Origin of the sequence: Mesorhizobium sp. M0340, assembly GCF_040321535.1 — a bacterium.
In the GTDB taxonomy this organism is placed as follows: domain Bacteria; phylum Pseudomonadota; class Alphaproteobacteria; order Rhizobiales; family Rhizobiaceae; genus Mesorhizobium.
In genome coordinates, this window is record NZ_JAMYRR010000004.1 from 43,132 (window position 1) to 64,808 (window position 21,677).

The 21,677-nt window shown below is 63.3% G+C and carries 19 protein-coding genes; 11 read left to right on the forward strand and 8 right to left on the reverse strand.

The genetic code is table 11. From position 1 onward, the window contains the following. Window positions 1-7: 7 nt before the first annotated feature. Both NKI79_RS06940 and NKI79_RS06945 read left to right on the forward strand, forming a co-directional pair. Complete coding sequence (locus NKI79_RS06940; protein WP_352800654.1) at window positions 8-1,429, forward strand: glutamine synthetase family protein; 1,422 nt, start codon at window positions 8-10, stop codon at window positions 1,427-1,429. A gap of 71 nt (window positions 1,430-1,500) precedes the next feature. Next, window positions 1,501-2,238, forward strand: coding sequence for a UdgX family uracil-DNA binding protein (locus tag NKI79_RS06945; RefSeq protein WP_502909791.1), 738 nt, complete (start codon window positions 1,501-1,503; stop codon window positions 2,236-2,238). 1 nt (window position 2,239) lies between these two features. On the opposite strand, the gene NKI79_RS06950 is transcribed toward NKI79_RS06945, so the two are convergent. The 4 genes from NKI79_RS06950 to NKI79_RS06965 all read right to left on the reverse strand — a co-directional run bounded on the left by NKI79_RS06950 (window position 2,240) and on the right by NKI79_RS06965 (window position 6,612). Then, entirely contained in the window at window positions 2,240-3,505 is a 1,266-nt protein-coding gene (locus NKI79_RS06950) for a glycerate kinase type-2 family protein (protein WP_352800657.1), read from the reverse strand. Then, complete coding sequence (locus NKI79_RS06955; protein ID WP_352800659.1) at window positions 3,502-4,005, reverse strand: heme-degrading domain-containing protein; 504 nt, start codon at window positions 4,003-4,005, stop codon at window positions 3,502-3,504. The genes NKI79_RS06950 and NKI79_RS06955 overlap by 4 nt, the downstream gene beginning before the upstream one ends. Window positions 4,006-4,079: 74 nt before the next feature. After that, a complete protein-coding gene (guaD, locus tag NKI79_RS06960) occupies window positions 4,080-5,393 on the reverse strand; it encodes a guanine deaminase (protein WP_352800661.1) in 1,314 nt (437 codons plus the stop codon). A 1-nt stretch (window position 5,394) separates the two neighbouring features. Beyond that, on the reverse strand, window positions 5,395-6,612 hold the full coding sequence (locus NKI79_RS06965; protein ID WP_352800663.1) for a urate hydroxylase PuuD: 1,218 nt from the start codon (window positions 6,610-6,612) through the stop codon (window positions 5,395-5,397). Between the two features lie 139 nt (window positions 6,613-6,751). Here NKI79_RS06965 and NKI79_RS06970 point away from each other — a divergent pair, with 139 nt between their 5' ends. The 4 genes from NKI79_RS06970 (at window position 6,752) to dps (ending at window position 10,645) form a co-directional block, all read left to right on the forward strand. Continuing rightward, window positions 6,752-7,672 (forward strand): LysR family transcriptional regulator, encoded by a 921-nt coding sequence (locus NKI79_RS06970; RefSeq protein ID WP_352800665.1) that lies wholly within the window; start codon window positions 6,752-6,754, stop codon window positions 7,670-7,672. Between the two features lie 75 nt (window positions 7,673-7,747). After that, on the forward strand, window positions 7,748-8,761 hold the full coding sequence (locus NKI79_RS06975) for an LLM class flavin-dependent oxidoreductase (RefSeq protein WP_352800667.1): 1,014 nt from the start codon (window positions 7,748-7,750) through the stop codon (window positions 8,759-8,761). After that, window positions 8,758-10,011 carry an LLM class flavin-dependent oxidoreductase gene (locus NKI79_RS06980; RefSeq protein ID WP_352800669.1) on the forward strand — a complete coding sequence of 418 codons (1,254 nt, stop codon included), beginning with the start codon at window positions 8,758-8,760 and terminating at the stop codon, window positions 10,009-10,011. The genes NKI79_RS06975 and NKI79_RS06980 overlap by 4 nt, the downstream gene beginning before the upstream one ends. A gap of 145 nt (window positions 10,012-10,156) precedes the next feature. Next, on the forward strand, window positions 10,157-10,645 hold the full coding sequence (gene dps / locus NKI79_RS06985) for a DNA starvation/stationary phase protection protein Dps (RefSeq protein ID WP_023676226.1): 489 nt from the start codon (window positions 10,157-10,159) through the stop codon (window positions 10,643-10,645). An 8-nt stretch (window positions 10,646-10,653) separates the two neighbouring features. Here dps and xdhC read toward each other — a convergent pair whose 3' ends face one another. From xdhC to uraH, 4 genes are read right to left on the reverse strand one after another with little or no spacing between them, the layout of a single operon-like run. After that, entirely contained in the window at window positions 10,654-11,637 is a 984-nt protein-coding gene (gene xdhC, locus NKI79_RS06990; protein WP_352800671.1) for a xanthine dehydrogenase accessory protein XdhC, read from the reverse strand. Window positions 11,638-11,696: 59 nt separating this feature from the next. Further along, window positions 11,697-14,048, reverse strand: coding sequence for a xanthine dehydrogenase molybdopterin binding subunit (xdhB, locus tag NKI79_RS06995; RefSeq protein WP_352801069.1), 2,352 nt, complete (start codon window positions 14,046-14,048; stop codon window positions 11,697-11,699). Continuing rightward, window positions 14,048-15,529, reverse strand: coding sequence for a xanthine dehydrogenase small subunit (xdhA, locus tag NKI79_RS07000; RefSeq protein ID WP_352480064.1), 1,482 nt, complete (start codon window positions 15,527-15,529; stop codon window positions 14,048-14,050). Before xdhA ends, xdhB begins: the two co-directional genes overlap by 1 nt. Before the next feature lies 1 nt (window position 15,530). Beyond that, window positions 15,531-15,905, reverse strand: coding sequence for a hydroxyisourate hydrolase (gene uraH / locus NKI79_RS07005; protein WP_352800673.1), 375 nt, complete (start codon window positions 15,903-15,905; stop codon window positions 15,531-15,533). A 173-nt stretch (window positions 15,906-16,078) separates the two neighbouring features. Between uraH and puuE the strand changes: the two genes are divergently transcribed. The 5 genes from puuE (at window position 16,079) to NKI79_RS07030 (ending at window position 21,586) form a co-directional block, all read left to right on the forward strand. Then, window positions 16,079-17,512, forward strand: coding sequence for an allantoinase PuuE (gene puuE / locus NKI79_RS07010; RefSeq protein WP_352480062.1), 1,434 nt, complete (start codon window positions 16,079-16,081; stop codon window positions 17,510-17,512). A gap of 64 nt (window positions 17,513-17,576) precedes the next feature. Continuing rightward, window positions 17,577-18,425, forward strand: a complete 849-nt coding sequence (locus NKI79_RS07015) for a bifunctional allantoicase/(S)-ureidoglycine aminohydrolase (RefSeq protein WP_502895601.1) — start codon at window positions 17,577-17,579, stop codon at window positions 18,423-18,425. Beyond that, on the forward strand, window positions 18,422-18,925 hold the full coding sequence (locus NKI79_RS07020) for an ureidoglycolate lyase (protein WP_352480060.1): 504 nt from the start codon (window positions 18,422-18,424) through the stop codon (window positions 18,923-18,925). The genes NKI79_RS07015 and NKI79_RS07020 overlap by 4 nt, the downstream gene beginning before the upstream one ends. Beyond that, window positions 18,925-19,518 carry a nucleoside deaminase gene (locus tag NKI79_RS07025; protein ID WP_352480059.1) on the forward strand — a complete coding sequence of 198 codons (594 nt, stop codon included), beginning with the start codon at window positions 18,925-18,927 and terminating at the stop codon, window positions 19,516-19,518. Before NKI79_RS07020 ends, NKI79_RS07025 begins: the two co-directional genes overlap by 1 nt. A gap of 85 nt (window positions 19,519-19,603) precedes the next feature. Next, window positions 19,604-21,586, forward strand: a complete 1,983-nt coding sequence (locus NKI79_RS07030) for a CocE/NonD family hydrolase (protein WP_352800676.1) — start codon at window positions 19,604-19,606, stop codon at window positions 21,584-21,586. The last annotated feature ends 91 nt before the right edge of the window (window positions 21,587-21,677 follow it).

Consider the following 21,677-nt stretch of genomic DNA (forward strand, 5'->3'; position numbering starts at 1 on the left):
TTGCGGCATGAAACAAGCACCTAAGCAAAGTTTGAACCTGGTCACGACATCCCCTTCGGGATCGACGCCCGCCGAGGCGCAGGCCTTTCTCGACGCCCATCCCGAGATCGAAGCCTTCGATATCGTGCTGACCGACGCCAACGGTGTCGGGCGCGGCAAGATCGTGCGCCGGCACGAACTGATGAGCATCTTCGAGAACGGCCGGCACATGCCGATCTCGATCCTCGGCCTCGATATCACCGGCGAGGATGTGCACGAGACCGGGCTGATCTGGACGACTGGCGACGGCGATCTCCGGGCATGGCCGATCCCTGGCACGCTGGTGCCGCTGTTCGGCACGCAGCCGCCGCGCGGCCAGGTGCTGATGGCGATGTACCATCTCGACGGCCAGCCAATGTCGTCCGACCCGCGGTTGGCGCTCGCCCGCCAGGTAGATATCCTTGCGGCCAAGGGCCTGCATCCGGCCGGCGCCTTCGAGCTCGAATTCTTCCTGCTCGCCAACGAGCGCGATGCCGAAGGCAAGGTGCAGCCGGCGCACGCGGTGCTCGACGGACGCCGCTCGGCCAAGACGGAGGTCTATTCCGTCGATCATCTGCACGGCATGGAGCCGCTGTTTTCCGACATCTATGCTGCAGCCAAGGTGCAAGGCATCCCGGCCGAGACGGTCATTTCCGAATATGCGCCGGGCCAGTACGAATTGACGCTCAACTACCGCAAGGATGTGATGCGGGCGGCTGACGATCTCGTCATGCTCAAGCGTCTGGTGCGGGCGCAGGCGCGCCGTCATGGTGTCACCGCTTGCTTCATGGCCAAGCCGATCGAGAAATATGCCGGCTCGGGCATGCATTTTCATGTCTCGCTGCTGGACGATGCCGGCAAGAATGTCTTTGCCGAAACCGGCGGTGAAAGCTGGTCGCTGCCTCTGCTGCGCGGCCTCGGCGGACTGATCCAGACGATGGCGGAATCGATGCTGGTCTTTGCGCCGCACGCCAACTCGTGGCGGCGCTTCGTCTCGCAATCCTATGCGCCGGTGGCGCCGACCTGGGGCGTCAACAACCGTTCGGTGGCACTGCGTGTGCCGGCCGGCAACGCAAAAAATCGGCGCATCGAGCACCGGCCGTCGGGCGTCGACGCGAATCCTTACCTGGTGGCAGCCACGGTGCTGGCAGGCATCGTCAAAGGCCTTGACGAAGGCCTCGATCCCGGTCCCGAAACCACCGGCAATGGGTACGAATCGGCTGTCACGCGCACGACGATGCCGGTCGACTGGCGTGCCGCGATCGAGGCGGCAAGGGCGTCGAGTTTCCTCAAGGGCGCATTGGGCGAAGATCTGCACCGGACGTTCGTGGCGATCAAGCAATCGGAATATCTGCGCGTCGCGCGCACGGTCAGCGAACTGGATTATCACCTCTATCTGCACGAGGTGTAGGGCATCACATCGTCGGCCATCCGCCGTCGAAGGCCCATGCGGAATAATTTCAGCGGAACCTTCGGCGGGCTTTGCTCATTGCGTGTCTGATTGCAGGAGCGAACAAGGCCGCCTTAGTCATGATCGCCAGGATGCAGACAACCCCGACGCCGGACCATGCCAAGGTGCAGGCAAGAAGCTTGCCTGCAAGCAAGTCTCCGGAAACGACAGAAATCGACGCCAGAACGATTCCTGAACTGCGCGAAACGGCCAAGATCTGCCGCCGCTGTCCGCTATGGCACGACGCCACGCAGACGGTGTTCGGTGAAGGCCCTGATAAAGCCAAGGTGATCTTCGTCGGCGAACAGCCGGGCGACCAGGAGGATCTGGCGGGCAAGCCTTTCGTCGGCCCGGCCGGCAAGGTGTTCGACGCGATCCTGGACGATGCGGGCGTCGATCGGCTGAAAGTCTACGTCACCAACGCCGTCAAGCATTTCAAGTTCGAGCCGCGCGGCAAGCGGCGCATCCACTCGAAGCCCAACGCCGGCGAGGTGCAGGCTTGCCGCTGGTGGCTCGACAAGGAGATCGATCTGATCAAGCCCAATTTGGCGGTAGCGCTCGGCGCAACGGCGGCGCAGGCGCTGCTCGGCAAGGTGGTGCCGATCATGAAGATGCGCGGGGCGGTGGTGAAGCGCGACGATGGCTTGCGTGTCTTCGTCACCATCCACCCGTCCTTCATCCTGCGCATTCGCGAGCCGGCGGATAAGCAGGCAGAACGCGACCGGTTCCTGCAGGATATGAGAGCGGTGAAAAAGCTGATGGCCGCCTGAGCTATTTGATCAATATCGCCCGGAAATCGTTGACGTTTGTGCCGGTCGGACCGGATACGAAAAGGTCATCTACGACATTGAATGCCGTCCAGGCGTTGTTGCCGGCAAGCATGGCCTTGGCATCGACGCCCGCCTTACGCATCCGCGACACCGTCGAGCCGTCGGCGAAGGCGCCGGCATTGTCTTCCGAACCGTCTATGCCGTCGGTGTCGGCGGCCAGTGCGTGCACGCCGACCATGCCGCTGATGCCAATGGCGAAGGCGAGCAGGAATTCCGAGTTGCGGCCGCCTTTGCCTTTTGCGCGCAAGGTCACAGTCGTCTCGCCGCCGGACAGGATCAGAACCGGCTTTGCAAACGGCCGGTTGCGCGTCGCCACTTCGCGCGCGATCGCGGCGTGGACGCCGCCGACCTCACGCGCTTCGCCCTCGATGGAATCGGAGAGAATGACCGCCTGAATGCCTTGGCGCTTCGCTTCGGCCGCTGCGGCTTCCAGCGAGACGCCGGCGGAAGCGATCAGATGCACCTCGTTGCGGATAAAACGCGGGTCGTCCGGTCGTGGCGCATCGGCCGCCGGCGAATTGATATGCGCCATGACCGAAACCGGCAGGTTCATGCCATAGGCAGCGATCGACGCCAATGCGTCCTTACGACTGCCTATATCCGGTACGGTCGGACCAGAAGCGACCAGAGCCGGATCGTCGCCCGGAATGTCAGAAACAACCAGCGAGACCACCTTGGCTGGATATGCGGCGGCCGCCAGCCTGCCGCCCTTGATCGTGGAAAGATGTTTGCGGATGGTGTTCATCGCGGCGATCGGCGCGCCGGAGGCGAGCAGCGCCTCGCTGACGGCGATCTCGTCGGCCAGCGTCAAGCCTTCGGCAGGTGACGGCAGCAGCGCCGAGCCGCCGCCCGAAATGAGCGCCACGACGAGGTCGTCCGCAGTCAGTCCCTGGACTTTTTCGAGCAGCCGCCGGGAAGCTTCGAGCCCTGCGGCATCCGGCACCGGATGCGCCGCCTCGATGATCTCGATGCGCCGGCAGGTCGCGCCATAGCCGTAGCGGGTGACGACCAGCCCTTCGATCGGCCCGTCCCACACTTTCTCGAAAGCCGCCGCCATCTGCGCCGAGCCTTTTCCTGCACCGATGACGACCGTGCGGCCCTTCGGCCTTGCCGGCAGATGATCCTTGATCGTCCTCTGGGGATCGGCGGCGGCAACGGCGGCGTTGAAGATCGAAATGAGAAAGGACTTGGGGTCTACCTCTGTCATTTTGCTTCCGCCGGCAATGCCAGCTCGCGCGCGTCGATGCGGAGATGCTCACACAGCGCATCGACGACCACGCCATGGTCCTCACGCTCCGGCAGGCCGGAGACGGCGATCACGCCGATGACGCCGGCGCCCTTGACAGAGATGGGAAAGCCGCCGCCGGCCAGCACGTAGTCGGCAATATCCAGTCCCTCGCCTGGCTTGAAGCTGCGGTCGGGGCGCTGCTGCTCCAGCACCATGCGGTAGGTGCTTTTCAGGAACCGCCGCACCACGTTGATCTTGCGCCGCGCCCAATCCGGATTGGAAGCGTTCGAGCCGGGCATCGCCGCATAGAACAGCGGCCGGTCGAAGGTTCTGATATCGACGATGATCGGCAGGTTTTCCTTGAGAGCCCGGTCGCGGATCGCCGAGCCGATCTCGAAAGCGACGGCTTCATCGAAGCCCGAAAAGACAAGCGTGGCTTCCTGTTTCTTGATCAGAGCGATGTCGTCCGCAACGGCCATGTCGTTCCCCTGTCAACTTCGCCGCACGCTTTGCCGGATGGCTGCCGCACGGTCAAGCCGGTCGCATGCGACAGCTAAACCGCCATGTCCGTCTTGGCCGCGCGGCCGGCGACATAGACCTCGCGCACGGCGCGGTCGTCGCCGAGCGTCTGCAGCAGAAACAATTCCTCGGCGAGCGTGTCCGCCGTCTCCACCCGCAGCCGCATCGCCGGCGTGGCGCGGGCGTCGAGCACGACGATATCTGCGTCGCTGCCTTCCTCGAGGGTGCCGATCTTTTCCGCAAGCGACAGCGCCTCGGCATTGCCGCGGGTCAATTGCCAGAACGACTGGAACGGATTGAGCTTCTCGCCGTTCAGCGCGATCACCTTGTAGCCCTCGTCCATGGTGCGCAGCATCGAATAGTTGGTGCCACCGCCGACATCGGTGGCGGCGGCGATGCGAAGCGGCTTCTCGCGGCGGCGATAGCGCTGATAATCGAAAAGGCCCGAGCCGAGAAACAGGTTGGAGGTCGGGCAGAACACCGCCACCGAGCCGCTATCGGAAAGTGCGTCCGCCTCGCGTTCCGAGAGATGGATGCAATGGCCGAACAGGCTTCTTCGGCGGAGCAGCCCGTAATGCTCATAGACATCGGTATAGTCGCGCGCCTGCGGATGAAGCTGCTGCGTGAAGGCGATCTCGGCATGGTTTTCCGACAAATGTGTCTGCATGTGCAGATCAGGATATTCGCGGCAGAGCGCGCCCGCCATCTCCAATTGCTCGGGCGACGAGGTGATGGCGAAGCGCGGGGTGATGGCATAGTGCTGGCGCCCCTTGCCGTGCCACTCCTCGATCAGCGCCTTGCTGTCGTCATAACCCGATTGCGGCGTGTCGAGCACGCCTTCCGGCGCGTTGCGGTCCATCATCACCTTGCCGGCGATGTTGAGCATGTTGCGGTCATACGACTCGGCAAAGAACGCTTCGGCAGATTCCTTGTGCACCGAGCAATAGGCTGCGACAGTCGTCGTGCCGTGGCGCAACACTTCATCCAGGAACAGCCTGGCGATACGGCGGCCATGCTGGGCGTTCTGGAATTTGGTCTCTTCCGGAAAGGTGTAGGTGTTCAGCCAGTCGAGCAGCTCGGCGCCGAAGGAAGCGATGACCTGCATCTGCGGAAAATGCGCGTGCGCATCGATGAACCCGGGCAGCAGCAGATGTGGCCTATGGTCGATCTTTTTTGTTCCCTCGCCCGCCTTTCTCTCGACCTCGGCATAGGTGCCAGCGGCAACGATCCTTCCGTCGCGCATCAGCAGGCCGCCATCTTGCTCGTAGCGCCAGGCGGAATGGTCGTCGATAGTTTCTGGCCAGCGCAAAAACGACAGCGTGCGGCCGCGCAGGAGCGTGCTGGTCATGCTATTTCCCCGCGCCTTCGAACCAGGCTACCAGCAGTGCCCGTTCCTTGTCGGTGATCTGGGTGACGTTGGCGGGCGGCATGGCGTGGCTGCGTCCGGCCTGCAGGTAGATCTCGCCGGCGTGCTCGGCGATACCGGCATCGGTATCGAGCATCACGCCCTTGGGCGCGTGGTAAATGCCCTCGTAGGACGGCTCCGCCGCATGGCACATCGAACAGCGGCCAAGCACCGAATCACGCACGGCGGGAAAATGCGCCGAGGCGACGTAAACCTGTGCCGCCGAGGACGTTTTGACCTCGCCGGTCAGCAGCTTCGGTGCCGTCGACAGCCAGATGATGACGACGAACAGGACGGCGGCGGCCAGCCAGGTCCAGGTCGGATTGCCTTTGCGCGCATGCCTGGTGTTGAAATAGTGCCGGATCAGCACGCCGATGATGAACACCAGCGAGGCAATGACCCAGTTGAACTCTGTGCCGAACGCCAGCGGATAATGGTTCGACAGCATCAGGAACAAAACCGGCAGCGTCAGGTAGTTGTTGTGCAGCGAGCGCTGTTTGGCGATCTTGCCGTATTTCGGATCGGGCTTACGGCCGGCGATCAGGTCGGCGACGACGATCTTCTGGTTGGGGATGATGACCATGAAAACGTTGGCCGACATGATCGTCGCGGTGATTGCGCCGAGATGCAGAAAGGCGGCGCGGCCGGTGAACAGGTGGGTCAGCCCCCAGGCGATGAACACCAGCACGCCGTAGAGCACCAGCATCAGGCCGGTGTCGCTGTTGCCAAGCGGTGAACGGCACAAGAGATCGTAAACCACCCAGCCGACGCCGATCGTCGCCAGCGACAGCAAGATGCCTGCAGGCACCGACATGGCAAGCACATTCGGATCGATCAGGAACAGGTCCGCCCCGGCATAGTAGACGATGCACAGCATGGCGAAGCCCGACAGCCAGGTGGCGTAGGATTCCCATTTGAACCAGGTCAGGTGCTCGGGCATTTCGGCCGGCGCCACCAGGTATTTCTGCACGTGGTAGAAGCCGCCGCCATGCACCTGCCATTCCTCGCCGAAGGCTCCGGCAGGCATGCCCGGACGCTGGCGCAGCCCGAGGTCGAGCGCGACGAAATAAAAGGACGATCCAATCCAGGCGATACCGGTGACGACGTGCAGCCAGCGCACGGCGAAACTCAGCCAATCCCAGAATATCGCGAAATCCATCATGAAAACTCGTCCCTGCCGATCGGCTGACTTTACGGGTTGGAGCGCAAACGAAAAGGGCCGAGACGCGCGATGACTTTCAAAAAAAATTGGAAAATACTAGGCTGATCATACGCAGCCACATGAGAGCCACGAAAGCCGCATGGCCTATCTCGATAACATCGCCGTTTTCGTCCGTGTCGTCGAGCTCGGCAATTTGTCGGCGGCTGGGCGCGACATGCGCATTTCGCCGGCGGTCGCTTCCAACCGGATCAAGGAGCTCGAGAAGCATCTTGGCGTCAGGCTGTTCAACCGCACAACGCGGCAATTGATGCCGACCGAGCACGGCACGGTGTTCTACTCCGGCGCCAAGCAGGTGCTGGATGCGGTCACCGAGGCGGAAGCGGCGGTCAGCGCGTTATCCGGCCAGCCGCGCGGCACCATAAAGGTGACAGCGCCGCTCGGCCTCGGGCGGCGGCTGGTAGCATCCGGCATCCCGGATTTCCACGACAGGTATCCCGATATCGAGGTACGACTCCGGCTTTCCGATCACAATGTCGATATCATGAAGGAAGGCATCGACGTTGCCTTCCGGCTGGGCATCATCGAGGATTCCAGCCTCAGGATGCGCGGCATTATGGAATGCGAGCGCGTGCTGGTAGCGGCCCCGCAATATCTGGAAGTGCGCGGCGAGCCGAGCGAGCCGCAGGAATTGATCGGCAAGAAACACGATTGCCTGATGCTGCGCTATTCCGGCGCGCGTGAATATGTCTGGACTCTGCAGACGCCGAACGGCCCGCAAAAGTTCGAGGTGCACGGCCCTTACGATACCGATGATGGCGACGTGCTGACCGGCTGGGCGCTGTCCGGCCGCGGCATCATCAACAAGCCGCGCTTCGAGGTCGAGCCGTTTATCCGCGACCAGCGGCTGAAGGTGATCCTGAGCAACACGCCGCCGACGCCGGTGCAGTTTGCCGCCGTCTACCCACACAAAAAGCTGCAGGATCCGAAGGTGCGGCTGCTGCTCGATTTCATGGCCGAGCGCTGCCAGCGGCTGATCCGGGATATTCTGGCCGGCAAATGATCGCCGGCTGGCCGGTTGCTTTCCGTCCAGCCGACGAGATAATTCCCAAGGAATCTCGCTCAACAGGGAAAAGCGATGGCCGACGGCGCCACAATGTGTCTCGCCGTTTCACTGTCTCCGGAAGCCGCCCCTTCCCATCCGCCCGGCGCCGGCCCGGACTTCAGTCTGCTGGCGCGGTTCGTGCAAGAAGCCGAAGCGGCCGGCCTGGACATGGTGTTGCTCGGCGATTCCGCGCCGGTTGCAGGTGGGCCGAACCGGCAAATGCGCTTCGAAGCGACGACCTTGCTGGCAGCGCTGGCTACGGTGACAAGCAGGATCGGCCTCGTCGCGGCAGCGTCGACGGTCGCCCACCAGCCCTACAATCTCGCGCGTCGTTTCGCCTCGCTCGATATTATCAGCCATGGTCGCGCCGGCTGGAACGCGAGCATGACGCCCGAACCGCGCGAGGCGGCCAATTTCAGCCGGCCGGAAGGCTTTTCCGGCGACGATTTCCGCCTGCGCGCAGAGGAATTCATCGGCATCGTGCAAGGTTTGTGGAAAGGCTGGGACGCAGACGCGCTGCTGTTCGACAAAGTTGCCGGCCGCTTCTTCGATCCCGAGAAGATGCACCTTCTCAACCACAAGGGGGAATATTTTTCCGTGCGCGGGCCGCTCAACGTAGCGCGGTCGCCGCAGGACACGCCGGTGCTGGTCATGTCCGGCCTGTCCGAGCCCGCCATGGATATTGCCGCCCGCACCGCCGATGTCGTCTTGCTGGATGAGCCATCGATCGAGCCGGCGAAGGCTGGCGATCTGAAGCGCCGTGCGCTTACTTTCGGGCGCAGGCCGGAGGCGCTGAAAGTGCTGATGAACGTTACCGGCAGCGCCGAAACAACCGCCGCGCCGGACCTGTTTGCGGACAGGCTCGAAGGGTGCTTTCGCTCGAAAGCCTGCGACGGTTTCAACATCGCCATGCCGTTCACATCGGCGCTCGACGATTTCGTCGGTCTCGTGCTGCCGGAGCTTCGCCGCCGCGGCCTTGTCCGGTCCGGCTACAGCACGACGAAACTGCGCGCCCATCTCGGGCTTGCAGGGGAGGATCGGCAATGAGCGCCGGTCGGGGCCAGATGAAGCTCGGCGCCTTCCTGTGGGCGACAGGCCACCACATCGCCGCCTGGCGCCATCCGCAGGCGCATGTCACGGCCGGCATCGACATCGATCATTACATCCAGCTGGCGCGGACGGCGGAAGCGGCAAAGTTCGACATGATCTTCTGCGAGGACGCCGCCGGCGTGCGCGAGGCCAATGTCAACATCGCCAGCCAAACGTCGCGCTCGATCGGCTTCGAGCCGATCAGCCTGCTTGCGGCGCTCGCGGTGCAGACGGAGCGCATCGGCCTCGTCTCAACGGCGTCGACGAGCTATAACGAGCCTTACGGGCTGGCGCGAACCTTCCTGTCGCTCGACCATCTGAGCGGCGGCCGAACCGGCTGGAACCTTGTCACTTCGGCCAGCCAGATCGAGGCCGCCAATTTCGGCTCGACCGGACTGCGCCCACATGCGGACCGCTACGAACGCGCGCGCGAATTCGCTGCCGTGGTTGCTGGCCTTTGGCAAGGCCAGGGTGGACACGAAGGCAGAAGTTTTTCGGCGCGTGACCCGCTCGATCTGCCGCGCTCGCCACAAGGTGCACCGGTTATGGTCCAGGCGGGAGCGTCGGATGAGGGCCGCGATCTCGCCGCCCGGACCGCCGATGTGGTGTTCACTGCGGCGCAAACATTCGAGGAGGCAAAGGCCTTCTACGACGACCTCAAGGGAGGGCTGGCGGCTCATGGGCGCGAGCCGGAGGACGTCAAGATCATGCCCGGCATCGCGCCGGTCGTCGCGGCAAGCGAAGCGGAAGCCCGGGCAAAACATGATGAACTGCAGGAGCTGATACCGGACGATGTCGGTGTCGCGCTGCTTTCCAGCTATCTCAGCATATCCGATCTCGCGCGCTATCCCATCGACGGACCGCTGCCCGAACTGCCGGCCAGCGAAGGCATGCAGAGCCGGCAGGCGCTCGTCATCGAGCAATCACGCCGCGACAAGCTGTCCATTCGCCAGCTTGCCCGTCATTTCGCCGGCGCGCGCGGCCATTGGCGCGTCGTCGGAACGCCCGCCCAGATCGCCGACGAGCTCGAGGCACGCTTCGAGGGCGGCGCGGCAGACGGTTTCAACGTCATGCCATCCTATTTTCCCGGCCAATTCGATGCCTTTGCCACACTAGTCGTGCCGGAGCTGCAGCGGCGCGGGCTGTTCCGTACGGATTATGAAGGCAGCACGCTGCGCGACCATCTGGGCTTGAAAAGGCCGCCGTAAACGACGAGCGGAACGAAAGTCGGAGATCGCCGTTTGGGATGCTGTGCCGCGCGGCGATGAGGGCGTCTGCGCGCATGTTCGATTGACCTTCCACAAACTTCGCCCTTTTAAAACCAAGCGGACGCAACCGCCACAGGAGCCGATCATGGATGCCATCGCCACCCGCAACGACCTGCAATCCAATGCCAAGAAAGAGTGTATCGATCTTCTCAATGCCCGCCTCGCCGACGCCATCGATCTGGCCTTGATCACCAAGCAGGCGCACTGGAACGTCAAGGGACCGCAATTCATCGCCATCCACGAGATGCTCGACACGTTCCGCGAGGAGATCGACGGCCATGTCGACACCATCGCCGAGCGCGCCGTACAACTCGGCGGGACGGCGCTCGGCACATCGCAAGAGGTGTCGAAGGCGACTATGCTCGAGGCCTATCCGACCGACATCCACAAGACCCGGGATCATCTGGCGGCGCTGATCGACCGCTATGCCGCAACCGCCAAGCGGGCACGCGCGGCGATCGACGAGGCGGCTGGCGCGGGCGATGCCGACACCGCCGACATCTTCACCGCCTATTCACGCTCGCTCGACAAATTGCTGTGGTTCCTTGAGGCGCACACGCAGGAGAAGGAATAGCCAAAACGTCAGCCGGCCATCGCCTTGCGGCGAGGGGCTTTGGACTGAGCGGACGGTGCCGCCGCATGGCCGGCCAACGCCGTCATAATCTCGGCTACGGCGAGTGCGGCGATCACCTGCGGGCGCTTGTCCTTAACGGCATCGCCGCCGATCGGCGAGACGAGGCGGGCAAATTCCGCCTCGCTTCCGTCCGCCGATTTCAGGAACCAGTTCCGGAACGTCGCCTTCTTGGTTCTGGAGCCGATCATGCCGACATAGGCGGCATCCCGGCGTTTCAGAGCCTCGGCAACGATCAGGAAGTCCAGCGCATGGTCATGGGTGAGGACGACGAAGGCCGATCCAGCCGGGGCTTCGCGCACCATCGCCTCAGGCATCGGCGTCAGCTTGGTTTCGACTGCTTCCGGCATGCCTTTGAGCGCCTCGGCTCGCGTCTCGACAACGACGATATGCACCGGCAGCAAGGCCATCGCCGAGGCCAGCGCTTGGCCGACATGGCCGCCGCCGAGGATGTAGACATGCGGTAGCTGCGCTTCCTCGGCTTCCGCCGCCGCAACCAGCTTGGCTTCAAGCGCGGGGTCGACCAGCTGGATCAGCAGCTCGACCCTGCCGCCGCAGCACTGCCCGATCTCCGGGCCGAGCGCGATGTCGAGGGTACCCCTCCCCCTTGAGGGGAGGGTGGCGGCGAAGCCGCCGGGTGGGGTCGCTGCGGCAGTGCTCGACGCACCGGCGGTGCCTTCTGAGACGACCCCCTCTGGCCGCTCCGTGGCCATCTCCCCCTCAACGGGGGAGAAAAGCATCTGCCGCGCTTTGTCGATCGCCATGTATTCGAGCTGGCCGCCGCCGACCGTGCCGAAAGTGGCCGATCCTGAGACGAGCATGAAGGCACCCGTCTCGCGCGGCGTCGAACCTTTTGTTCCGGCCACCTCAACTAAGGCGACCCGGCCGGCGCCGGCAAGAAAGGCTTTCAGGCTCTGCACTTTCGCGTTCGTCATTCGTGTTCCCGATCGGGAAATATAGAGTTTTTCGGCCTGAATTGCACGTTTTCCGGGGTTCAAGCGCCGGTCTTGGTTTCCCGCTTCAGCCGTTCGATCGCCATCAGCACACGCTCCGGCGTGGCCGGCGGGTCGAGGCGTGGGCAGATCTTGTGGCCGGCAACGCTCGCCACTGCGTCCGACAGCGCATGCAGCACCGACATTGCGAGCGGAAAGGGCGGCTCGCCGACCGCCTTGGAGCGGTACACCGTCGGTTCGCCTGCTTGCGCCCAGTCGGCCAAAGTCACATTAAAAATCTTCGGCCGGTCCGACGCGAGCGGGATCTTGTAGGTCGATGGCGCATGGGTGCGCAGCCGCCCCTTGTCGTCCCACCACAGTTCCTCCGTTGTAAGCCAGCCCATGCCCTGGATGAAGCCGCCCTCGATCTGGCCGAGGTCGATGGCGCGGTTCAGCGAGCGGCCGGTTTCGTGCAGGATGTCGGTGCGCTCGACGATATATTCGCCGGTCAGCGTGTCGACAGAGACTTCCGAGCACGCGGCGCCATAGGCGAAATAGTAGAAGGGACGACCCTCGCCCTTGTCGCGGTCCCAATGGATTTTCGGCGTCTTGTAGAAACCCGCCGCCGAAAGCTGGATGCGCGCCATATAGGCCTGCCTGACGAGATCGGCGAAGGCGATTTCCTGGTTGCCGATGCGCACGCGGTTGGGCAGGAACAGCACCTGGTCGCGCGGCACCTGGTATTTCTCGACGGCAAAATTGGTCAACCGGTCCTTGATCTGGCGGGCGGCATTCTGCGCCGCCATGCCGTTGAGATCGGAGCCGGAAGACGCGGCGGTGGCCGAGGTATTCGGCACCTTGCCGGTCGTCGTCGCGGTGATCTTGACCTGATCGAGGTCGATCTGGAACTCTTCCGCCACAACCTGCGCCACCTTGACATAGAGGCCCTGCCCCATCTCGGTCCCGCCGTGGTTCAGATGCACCGAACCGTCGGTATAGACATGCACCAGCGCGCCGGCCTGGTTGTAATGGGTGGCGGTGAACGAGATGCCGAACTTGACCGGCGTCAGCGCCAGTCCGCGCTTGATGAAGCGGCTGTTGGCATTGAAAGCATCGATGGTGCGGCGGCGCCTCGCATAATTGGAACTCGCCTCCAGCTCGGCGACTATGCGGTGGATGATGTTGTCCTCGACCGTCTGGTGGTAGGGCGTGATGTTGCGGTCTGAGGTGCCGTAGAAGTTCTTCTTGCGGATTTCGAGCGGGTCCTTGCCGACGGCAAACGCGACTTCGTCGATGACGCGCTCGGCGCCGACCATGCCTTGCGGGCCGCCGAAGCCGCGAAAGGCGGTGTTCGATACCGTATTGGTGTAAAGCGGCGCCGATTGCGCGTGCACCGCCGGCCAGAAATAGGTGTTGTCGCAATGGAACAGCGCGCGGTCGGTGACCGGGCCGGAGAGGTCGGCCGAGAAGCCGCAGCGCGCCGCGAACATGAAATCTACGCCCAGAATATTGCCCTCGTCGTCGAAGCCGACCTCGTAGTCGACGAGGAAATCGTGGCGTTTGCCGGTGGCTATCATGTCGTCGTCGCGGTCGGGCCGGATTTTCACGGCCCGATGATGTTTCTTCGCGGCGATAGCGGCCAATGCCGCAAACTGATTGCCTTGCGTTTCCTTACCGCCGAAAGCGCCGCCCATCCGGCGGATTTCCACCGTCACGGCGTGGCTCGCAACACCGAGCGCATGGCTGACCATGTGCTGGATTTCGCTCGGGTGCTGGGTCGAGGAATAGATGGTGACGTCGTGGTCCTCGCCAGGGATGGCCACGGCGATATGGCCTTCGAGATAGAAATGCTCCTGGCCGCCAATGCGCATTTTTCCCTTCAGCCGGCGCGGCGCCGCATTGATCGCAGCCGCTGCGTCACCGCGCTTCAGCGTCAGCGGCGGCGTGACCAGCTTGTCTTTCCCGGGATTGAGCTCGCCGATATCGGCGACGAACGGCAATTCCTCGTATTCGACCTTGGCCAGCCTTGTCGCGCGGCGCGCCTGCTCGCGGGTTTCAGCGATGACACAGAAGATCGGCTGACCGAAAAATTGCACCTTGCCGTCGGCCAGCACCGGCTCGTCGTGACGGCCGGTCGGCGAAATGTCGTTCTCGCCTGGCACGTCGCTCGCCGTCAGCACATCGACGACGCCGGGTGCGGCGCGTACCGCCGAAAGATCCATGCTGGTGATGGTGGCATGCGTCGCCGTCGAAAGCCCAAGGCAGCCGTGCAGCGTGCCGGCCGGTTCCGGCATGTCGTCGATGTAAACGGCCGTGCCACTGACATGCTTGTGCGCGGAATCATGGCGCTGGTCAGTGGCGACGCCGCCGGCGATTTTTTGCGCCTTCAGGTTTGGCGTGGCGTGCTTGTTCATCATGCCGCCTCGTGCCGTGATACCTGGATCGGCGCCCGGGTGCCGGTGGTTTCGGCAAAGAAGCGCAGCAGCAGGTTGCGTGCCGCCAGCGCCCGGTATTCGGCGCTTGCCCGCATGTCGGTCAGCGGGGTGAAATCGCCGGCGTACGCGGCCATCGCCGCCTCGACCGTCGCTTCCGTCCAGGGCCTGCCCAGCAATGCCTTTTCGACGCCAAAGGCGCGCTTCGGCGTTGCCGCCATGCCGCCATAGGCGATGCGCACATCCGCCACCGTGCCATCCTCGGCGAGCTTCAGGAAAAACGCGCCCAGCGCTGCTGTGATGTCTTCGTCGCGGCGCTTGGTGATCTTGTAGGCGGCAAATTTCGTCTCGCCGGCCGGCACCGGGACATGCACGGCCTCGACGAATTCGCCGGGCTGCCGGTCCTGTCGGCCATAAGCGATGAAGAAATCCTCCAGCGGGATCGTCCGCCGCTTGTCGCCGCGGCGCAGCGTCAGGCGGGCACCGAGTGCGATCAGCGGCGGCGGCGTGTCGCCGATCGGCGAACCGTTGGCGATATTGCCGCCGATGGTGCCCATGTTGCGCACCTGATCGCCGCCGATGCGATCGAACAGCGGGCCCAGCGCCGGGATGCGTTTCGCCAGTGTCGAGAAGGCCTCGCTATAGGTGACACCGGCGCCGATCGAGATGACGCCCTTGTCCTCGGAAATCCCGCACAGACCATCGAGATTGCCGATGAAAATCACCGGCGCAATATCGCGCATGTGCTTGGTCACCCAAAGGCCGACATCGGTCGAACCCGCGACGATGGTGGCGCCCGGCTCCTTGACCAGCACGCTGGCCAGATCGTCGGCATTGGCCGGCACGATCAGCCGCTTGTTGCCGGAGCCGATCTCGATGCGCGAACCGTCCTTCATCGCTTCGAGCTTGGCCGTAACTGCCTTGCGCTCCGCCGCCAGCGGATCCTTCGCCGCCTTGCCGTAGCTTGAGATGGCACGCGCGGCGCGCATGATCGCCTCGTAGCCGGTGCAGCGGCAGAGATTGCCTTGCAGCGCCTTTTCTATTGCCGCGTCCGACGGCTCCGGCGACCGCATCCACAGCGCATAAAGCGACATGACGAATCCCGGCGTGCAGAAGCCGCATTGCGAGCCGTGGAAATCGACCATCGCCTGCTGCACGGGGTGCAGCTTTCCTGCGCCGCCGCGCAGATGCTCGACGGTCACGACATGCGTGCCGTCTAGCGAGCCAAGGAAGCGGATGCAGGCATTGACGCTTTCATAGACCAGTCTGCCGGCCGAGAGCCTGCCGACCAGCACCGTGCAGGCGCCGCAGTCGCCCTCGGCGCAGCCTTCCTTGGTGCCGCGCAGCGAGCGGTCGAGCCGCAGCCAGTCGAGCAGGGTCTGGTCGGGTGCAACCGCGCCGAGCGCGACGTCCTCGCCATTGAGGATGAAGCGGATTTCGTTGCGTGTCTTGATCTCGGCCATCTCAGCTTCCCCGGTAGGTCGAATAGCCGTACGGCGACAGAAGCAGCGGCACATGATAGTGCATCGGCTCGGCCATACCGAAGCGGATCGGCACGTGGTCGAGGAAGGCCGGTTCCGGCAGTTTTGTCCCTTGCCCGCGCAGATAATCGCCGGCCGCAAAGACCAGCTCGTATTCGCCGGTGCGGAATTCCGCGCCGGCAAGCAGAGGAGCATCGCAGCGGCCGTCCTCATTGGTGACAACGGTTTTCAGATGCGTCCGGGCCTGCCCGTCAAGATGATAGAGCTCGATCGACAGACCGGCCGCCGGTTTGCCGGCCGCTGTGTCGAGGACATGGGTCGTCAGGCGCCCGCCTTCGGCTTTCGACGTTTCCGCCACTGGCTGCTCCATTCCCTGAACGGTCGAACACTATTCATGAATTGTGCGCCAATTAAAGGCGATGCATAAGTCCCGGTCGAGCGGAGCGCGACAAAAACACTTTCAAAAATTTCGGGGGAATGCGCAGGCACTCCTTTCGACTATCCTGATGACAATTTCCGGCAGGAGCGAGAATGCGTTACGAACGAGACATGCGCGGCTACGGAGCCAATCCGCCGGATCCGAAATGGCCCGGCGGGGCGCATGTCGCGGTGCAGTTCGTCGTCAATTATGAAGAGGGCGGCGAGAATTGCGTCCTGCACGGCGACAAGGCTTCGGAGGCTTTCCTGTCGGAGATCGTCGGCGCCGCGCCCTGGCCCGGCCAGCGCCACTGGAACATGGAATCGATCTACGAATACGGCGCCCGAGCCGGCTTCTGGCGATTGCTGCGCCTGTTCAGCGAGGCACAGGTGCCGATCACCTGCTATGGCGTGGCCACGGCCCTGGCGCGTTCGCCCGACCAGGTTGCGGCGATGCAGGAGGCCGGCTGGGAGATCGCTTCGCACGGGCTGAAATGGATCGACTACCGCGACCATACCCCGGAAGACGAGCGCCGCGACATGGAGGCGGCGATCCGGCTGCATTATGAGGTCACAGGGGCGCGGCCGACCGGCTGGTACACCGGCCGCACCTCGATCAACACGGTGCGGCTGGCGGCGGAAGAGGGCGGCTTCGACTATGTGTCGGACACATATGACGACGAACTGCCCTACTGGTTCGAGCATGTGACACCGGACGGGTCGGCGAAGCCGCAGTTGGTCATCCCCTACACGCTCGACGCCAACGACATGCGCTTTGCCACGCCGCAGGGCTTCAATTCGGGCGACCAGTTCTTTGCCTATCTCAGGGATAGTTTCGATACGCTTTATGCCGAGGGCAAGGCAGGCCGGCCGCGCATGATGAATATCGGCCTGCACTGCCGTCTGGTTGGACGGCCGGGCCGGGTCGCGGCACTGAAGCGCTTCATCGACTACGTCAAATCACACGACAAGGTCTGGCTGGCACGGCGCATCGACATTGCAAAACATTGGCAGGAGACGCATCCGTTCCGGTTGCCGGCGCTGCGCCCGTCGAAAATGGAATTCGAGGCCTTTGTCCACACATTCGGCGGCGTGTTCGAGCATTCGCCGTGGGTTGCCGAGCGCGCTTATGGGCTGGAGCTCGGCCCGGCCCATGACAGTGCCGGCGGCCTGCACAATGCGCTCTGCCGCGTGTTTCGCGCAGCAAGCGAGGCCGAGCGGCTTTCCGTGCTCAATGCCCACCCCGATCTTGCCGGAAAACTGGCGCAGGCTAGAAGGTTGACGGACGAATCGGCCAAGGAGCAAGCTTCGGCAGGGCTCGACGCGCTGACCGAGAAGGAGCGCGAGCTGTTCGCAAAACTCAATGCCGCCTACGTCACCAGCTTCGGTTTCCCCTTCATCATCGCGGTGAAAGGCAGGACCAAGGCGGAGATCCTGGCCGAGTTCGAAGCGCGTATCGGCAACAGCCACGACGTCGAATTCGAAACCGCCTGCAGACAGGTCGAGCGCATCGCGCTGCTCCGTCTCAAGGACATGCTTCCGCAATAGGGCTTTGGCTGCCGCGATAGGCCCTGGCTTCCGCAACAGGCTTGAATTTATGGATATGATGAAAATGGCCGAACGAACCTATTATGCGCCGCAAGGCGGACATCCCGGCCAGAGTGAATTGCTGACCGGCCGCGCTGTGTTCACACAGGCCTATGCCGTGATCCCCAAGGGCGTGATGCAGGACATCGTCACCAGCGCTTTGCCGTTCTGGGATGGGACACGGGTCTGGGTGCTGTCGCGGCCGCTGTCGGGTTTTGCCGAGACGTTTTCGCAATACATCGTCGAGCTCGCGCCCGGCGGCGGTAGCGACCGCCCTGAGCTTGACGCCGCCGCCGAAGGTGCGCTGTTCGTGGTCGAAGGCGAGCTATGCGTTTCGCTTGCCGGCAAGAAACATAGCTTAAGGCCGGGCGGCTTTGCCTTCCTGCCGCCGGCGAGCGGGTGGACGGTGCGCAATGAAAGCGGTGCCGCCGTCCGCTTCCACTGGATCCGCAAGACTTACGACGCAGTCGACGGCATCGACCAGCCGCAAGCGTTCTTCGCCAACGAACAGGACATCGCGCCGACGCCGATGCCGGGTACCGAAGGCCGATGGGCGACGACGCGCTTCGTTGATCCGGCCGACATGCGCCACGACATGCATGTCACCATCGTCACGCTCGAGCCTGGTGCGGTCATCCCGTTCGCCGAGACTCATGTGATGGAGCACGGGCTCTACGTGCTGGAAGGCAAGGCGGTCTACCGTCTCAACCAGGACTGGGTCGAAGTCGAAGCCGGCGACTATATGTGGCTGCGCGCCTTCTGCCCGCAGGCTTGTTATGCCGGCGGGCCGGGCAAATTCCGCTACCTCCTCTATAAGGACGTCAACCGCCACGCCAAGCTTGGCAGCGCCGGCGTCGCGAGACCTTCACCATGACGCGGATCGTCGCGCGGCCGCTGACCCGCGAGAATTTCGCCGAATTCGGCGACGTCATCGACATGGGCGGCGACAACCATTATCCGATCAATGGCGGCAAGGCCGAGCGCTACCACGACCTCGCCACCGCGGAAGCACGAGGACCGAATGCGCGCGTGCTGATCTCGATGGTGCGTGGCACCCCCTATGAGCTGCCGTTGAAGCTGACCATGGTGGAGCGTCATCCGTTCGGCAGCCAGGCCTTCATCCCGCTGTCACCACGGCCGTTCCTGGTCGTCGTCTGCCATGATGGCGAGGAAGGACCTGGCGAGCCGCACGCCTTCATCACGGCGCCCGGGCAAGGCGTCAACTACCCGCGCAATCTGTGGCACGGCGTGCTGACGCCGATCGGCGATGTCCAGGATTTTGTGGTCGTCGACCGCGGCGGCGACGGCTCCAACGTCGAAGAGTGTCATTTCTCACACCCTTACGAAATCCATCTTCCCGACGGGAGCCGGTGATGACCGACATTTCGCTGATCGATCGCCTGCTCGATGTCATCGAGCACGACATCGTGCCGAAGACCGTCGAAGGCGTCGCGCACGGCAACAAACTGTTCGGCGCGGCGATCCTGCGCAAGGACGACCGTTCGCTGGTGCTTGCCGAAACCAACAACGAGATCGAAAATCCGCTCTGGCACGGCGAGATGCACTGCCTGAAGCGCTTCTACGAAATGCCTAAGGCCGAACGCGTCGATACCAAGGACGCGATCTTTCTTGCCACGCACGAACCCTGCTCGCTCTGCCTGTCGGCGATCACCTGGACCGGCTTCGACAATTTCTACTATCTTTTCAGCCATGAGGATTCGCGCGACAGCTTCGATATCCCGCACGATCTGAAGATCCTGAAGGAGGTCTTCACCCTCGATCCCGGCGGCTACAATGCCGAGAATGCCTACTGGAGGAGCTTTTCGATCCGCAAATTGGTGCGATCGCTGCCTGAGACCGAACGCGAGCGGCTGGAAGCGCGGATCGGCACAATATCAGCGCGCTATGACGAATTGTCCGCCGCCTATCAGGCCGGCAAGGACGAAAACGACATTCCGCTGAATTGACGCGGATTGACCAGCCGAATTCGTTGACTGGCCCACGACGCGCTCTCACGGACTCCATCATCTGGCGCTCCTGGAGTTCGCCCGCATGAAAATCGTCACTGAATTCCCACGAAAGATCGTCGAATTTCCGGATATGGGGATCATCATGCCGGACGGCTGCCGGCTGTCGGCGCGGGTGTGGATGCCGGCCGATGCTGCCGACGATCCGGTGCCGGCAATCCTCGAACACCTGCCCTATCGCAAGCGCGACGGCACGATCTATCGTGATCAGCTGACGCATCCCTATTTTGCCGGCCACGGCTACGCCTCGATCCGCGTCGACATGCGCGGCAATGGCGATTCCGAAGGGCTGATGGACGACGAATATTCCGAGCAGGAATTGCAGGACGCTTGCGACGTCATCGCCTGGGCGGCGGACCAGCCCTGGTGCAACGGCAATGTCGGCATGATGGGCATTTCGTGGGGCGGCTTCAACTGCCTGCAGGTAGCGTCTAAGCAGCCGCCGGCGCTGAAGGCGGTTATCAGTCTCTGTTCGACGGTCGACCGCTATGCCGACGACATCCATTACAAGGGCGGCTGCCTGCTGATCGAGAATTTCGGCTGGGCCTCGACCATGCTGTCCTATTCCTCAAGGCCGCCGGATCCGTTGCTGGCCGGTGACAACAGATGGCGCGACCTGTGGCTGACCCGGCTGGAGAACCAGCCCTTCCTGGCGCCGCTGTGGCTGAAGCACCAGCATCGCGATGCCTATTGGAAGCGCGGCTCGATCTGCGAGGACTATTCCGCCATCCATGCCGCGGTGCTGTCGATCGGCGGCTGGCATGACGGCTATCGCAATACGATTTCCCACCTCGCCGCCAACATCGAGGCGCCGGTCAAGGGCATCGTCGGCCCGTGGATCCACAAATACCCGCATTACGCCGCGCCCGAACCCCGCATCGGCTTCCTGCAGGAGGCCTTGCGCTGGTGGGACCGCTGGCTCAAGGACATCGACACCGGCGTCGAGGCCGACCCCGCCTACCGCGCCTATCTCATGGACAGCGTGCGTCCGGCGCGCTGGCATCCCGCGCGGCCGGGCCGCTGGGTCGCTGAATCGGAATGGCCGTCACCCAACATCAAGACGCAAGAGGTTGAGCTTATCGCTGAAGGCAATCACGCTATCGTCGCTTCGCCGCAAAACTGCGGCCTTGCCGGTGGCGAATATTTCCCCTTCACCTTCGGTCCGGAACTGCCTGGTGACCAACGCCCCGACGATGCGCTGTCGGTGTGCTTCGACCAGCCGGTGCTGACCGAAACGGTCGACATTGTCGGTGCTCCCGAAGTTGTGGTCAGGGTCTCGTCGGACCGCCGCCAGGCGAATATCGCGGTACGGCTGTGCGACGTCCATCCGGACGGGGCGTCGGAGCTGATCTCGTACGGCGTGCTTAACCTGACGCATCGCAACTCGCACGAATTTCCCGAAGCGCTGGTGCCAGGGGAAACCGTCAGCGCCCGGGTGGTGCTCGACCAATGCGCCTATCGGGCGCCGGCCGGCCACCGCTTGCGCGTTGCCATCTCCAACAGCTATTGGCCGATGATCTGGCCGTCGCCGGAGCCGGTCCGGCTGGAATTGTCGGCCGCGACATTGATGCTGCCGCTGCGCCCGCCGGCGACAGGCGATGAGGTCACCTTCCCCGCCTCCGAAGGCGCGACGCCCTGGGCAACGGAGACACTTCGGCCCGCCAATTCCGAACGTCATGTCGATCGCGACGAAAAGACCGGACTGATCACGCTTTCCATCGTCGACGATTTCGGCGAAGTGCGCGACCTGGAGCATGGCCTCGCCCACGGGAGCATCGCCAGAGAGACATGGGCGATCCATCCCGACAATCCGTTGTCAGCGTCGGGCAAGACGCATTGGACCCAGACGCTGTCGCGAAATGAATGGTCGGTGCGCACCGAAACCTTCGCCGAAATGCGCTCCGACGCGCAAAGCTTCGTGGTTAGCGCCAGAATCGAAGCCTATGAAGGCGAAAAACTGGTCTTCGAGCGCAACTTCAAGGAGAAAATCCCGCGCGTACTGCTTTGAGCGCTTATAGCGATTGGTCCAATTGCGACGCACAATTTACGCCACGGCATGTCGCATTCGGTCTTGCTTACCGCTTTCCCTTACGGTCATT

Bases quoted from the DNA above. Each gene is read 5' to 3' on its own strand.
- NKI79_RS06940 (WP_352800654.1), top strand. From the start codon at position 8: ATGAAACAAGCACCTAAGCAAAGTTTGAACCTGGTCACGACATCCCCT.
- NKI79_RS06950 (WP_352800657.1), bottom strand. From the start codon at position 3,505: ATGACAGAGGTAGACCCCAAGTCCTTTCTCATTTCGATCTTCAACGCC.
- NKI79_RS06955 (WP_352800659.1), bottom strand. From the start codon at position 4,005: ATGGCCGTTGCGGACGACATCGCTCTGATCAAGAAACAGGAAGCCACG.
- guaD (WP_352800661.1), bottom strand. From the start codon at position 5,393: ATGACCAGCACGCTCCTGCGCGGCCGCACGCTGTCGTTTTTGCGCTGG.
- NKI79_RS06965 (WP_352800663.1), bottom strand. From the start codon at position 6,612: ATGATGGATTTCGCGATATTCTGGGATTGGCTGAGTTTCGCCGTGCGC.
- NKI79_RS06970 (WP_352800665.1), top strand. From the start codon at position 6,752: ATGGCCTATCTCGATAACATCGCCGTTTTCGTCCGTGTCGTCGAGCTC.
- NKI79_RS06975 (WP_352800667.1), top strand. From the start codon at position 7,748: ATGGCCGACGGCGCCACAATGTGTCTCGCCGTTTCACTGTCTCCGGAA.
- NKI79_RS06980 (WP_352800669.1), top strand. From the start codon at position 8,758: ATGAGCGCCGGTCGGGGCCAGATGAAGCTCGGCGCCTTCCTGTGGGCG.
- dps (WP_023676226.1), top strand. From the start codon at position 10,157: ATGGATGCCATCGCCACCCGCAACGACCTGCAATCCAATGCCAAGAAA.
- xdhC (WP_352800671.1), bottom strand. From the start codon at position 11,637: ATGACGAACGCGAAAGTGCAGAGCCTGAAAGCCTTTCTTGCCGGCGCC.
- xdhB (WP_352801069.1), bottom strand. From the start codon at position 14,048: ATGAACAAGCACGCCACGCCAAACCTGAAGGCGCAAAAAATCGCCGGC.
- xdhA (WP_352480064.1), bottom strand. From the start codon at position 15,529: ATGGCCGAGATCAAGACACGCAACGAAATCCGCTTCATCCTCAATGGC.
- puuE (WP_352480062.1), top strand. From the start codon at position 16,079: ATGCGTTACGAACGAGACATGCGCGGCTACGGAGCCAATCCGCCGGAT.
- NKI79_RS07015 (WP_502895601.1), top strand. From the start codon at position 17,577: ATGGCCGAACGAACCTATTATGCGCCGCAAGGCGGACATCCCGGCCAG.
- NKI79_RS07020 (WP_352480060.1), top strand. From the start codon at position 18,422: ATGACGCGGATCGTCGCGCGGCCGCTGACCCGCGAGAATTTCGCCGAA.
- NKI79_RS07025 (WP_352480059.1), top strand. From the start codon at position 18,925: ATGACCGACATTTCGCTGATCGATCGCCTGCTCGATGTCATCGAGCAC.
- NKI79_RS07030 (WP_352800676.1), top strand. From the start codon at position 19,604: ATGAAAATCGTCACTGAATTCCCACGAAAGATCGTCGAATTTCCGGAT.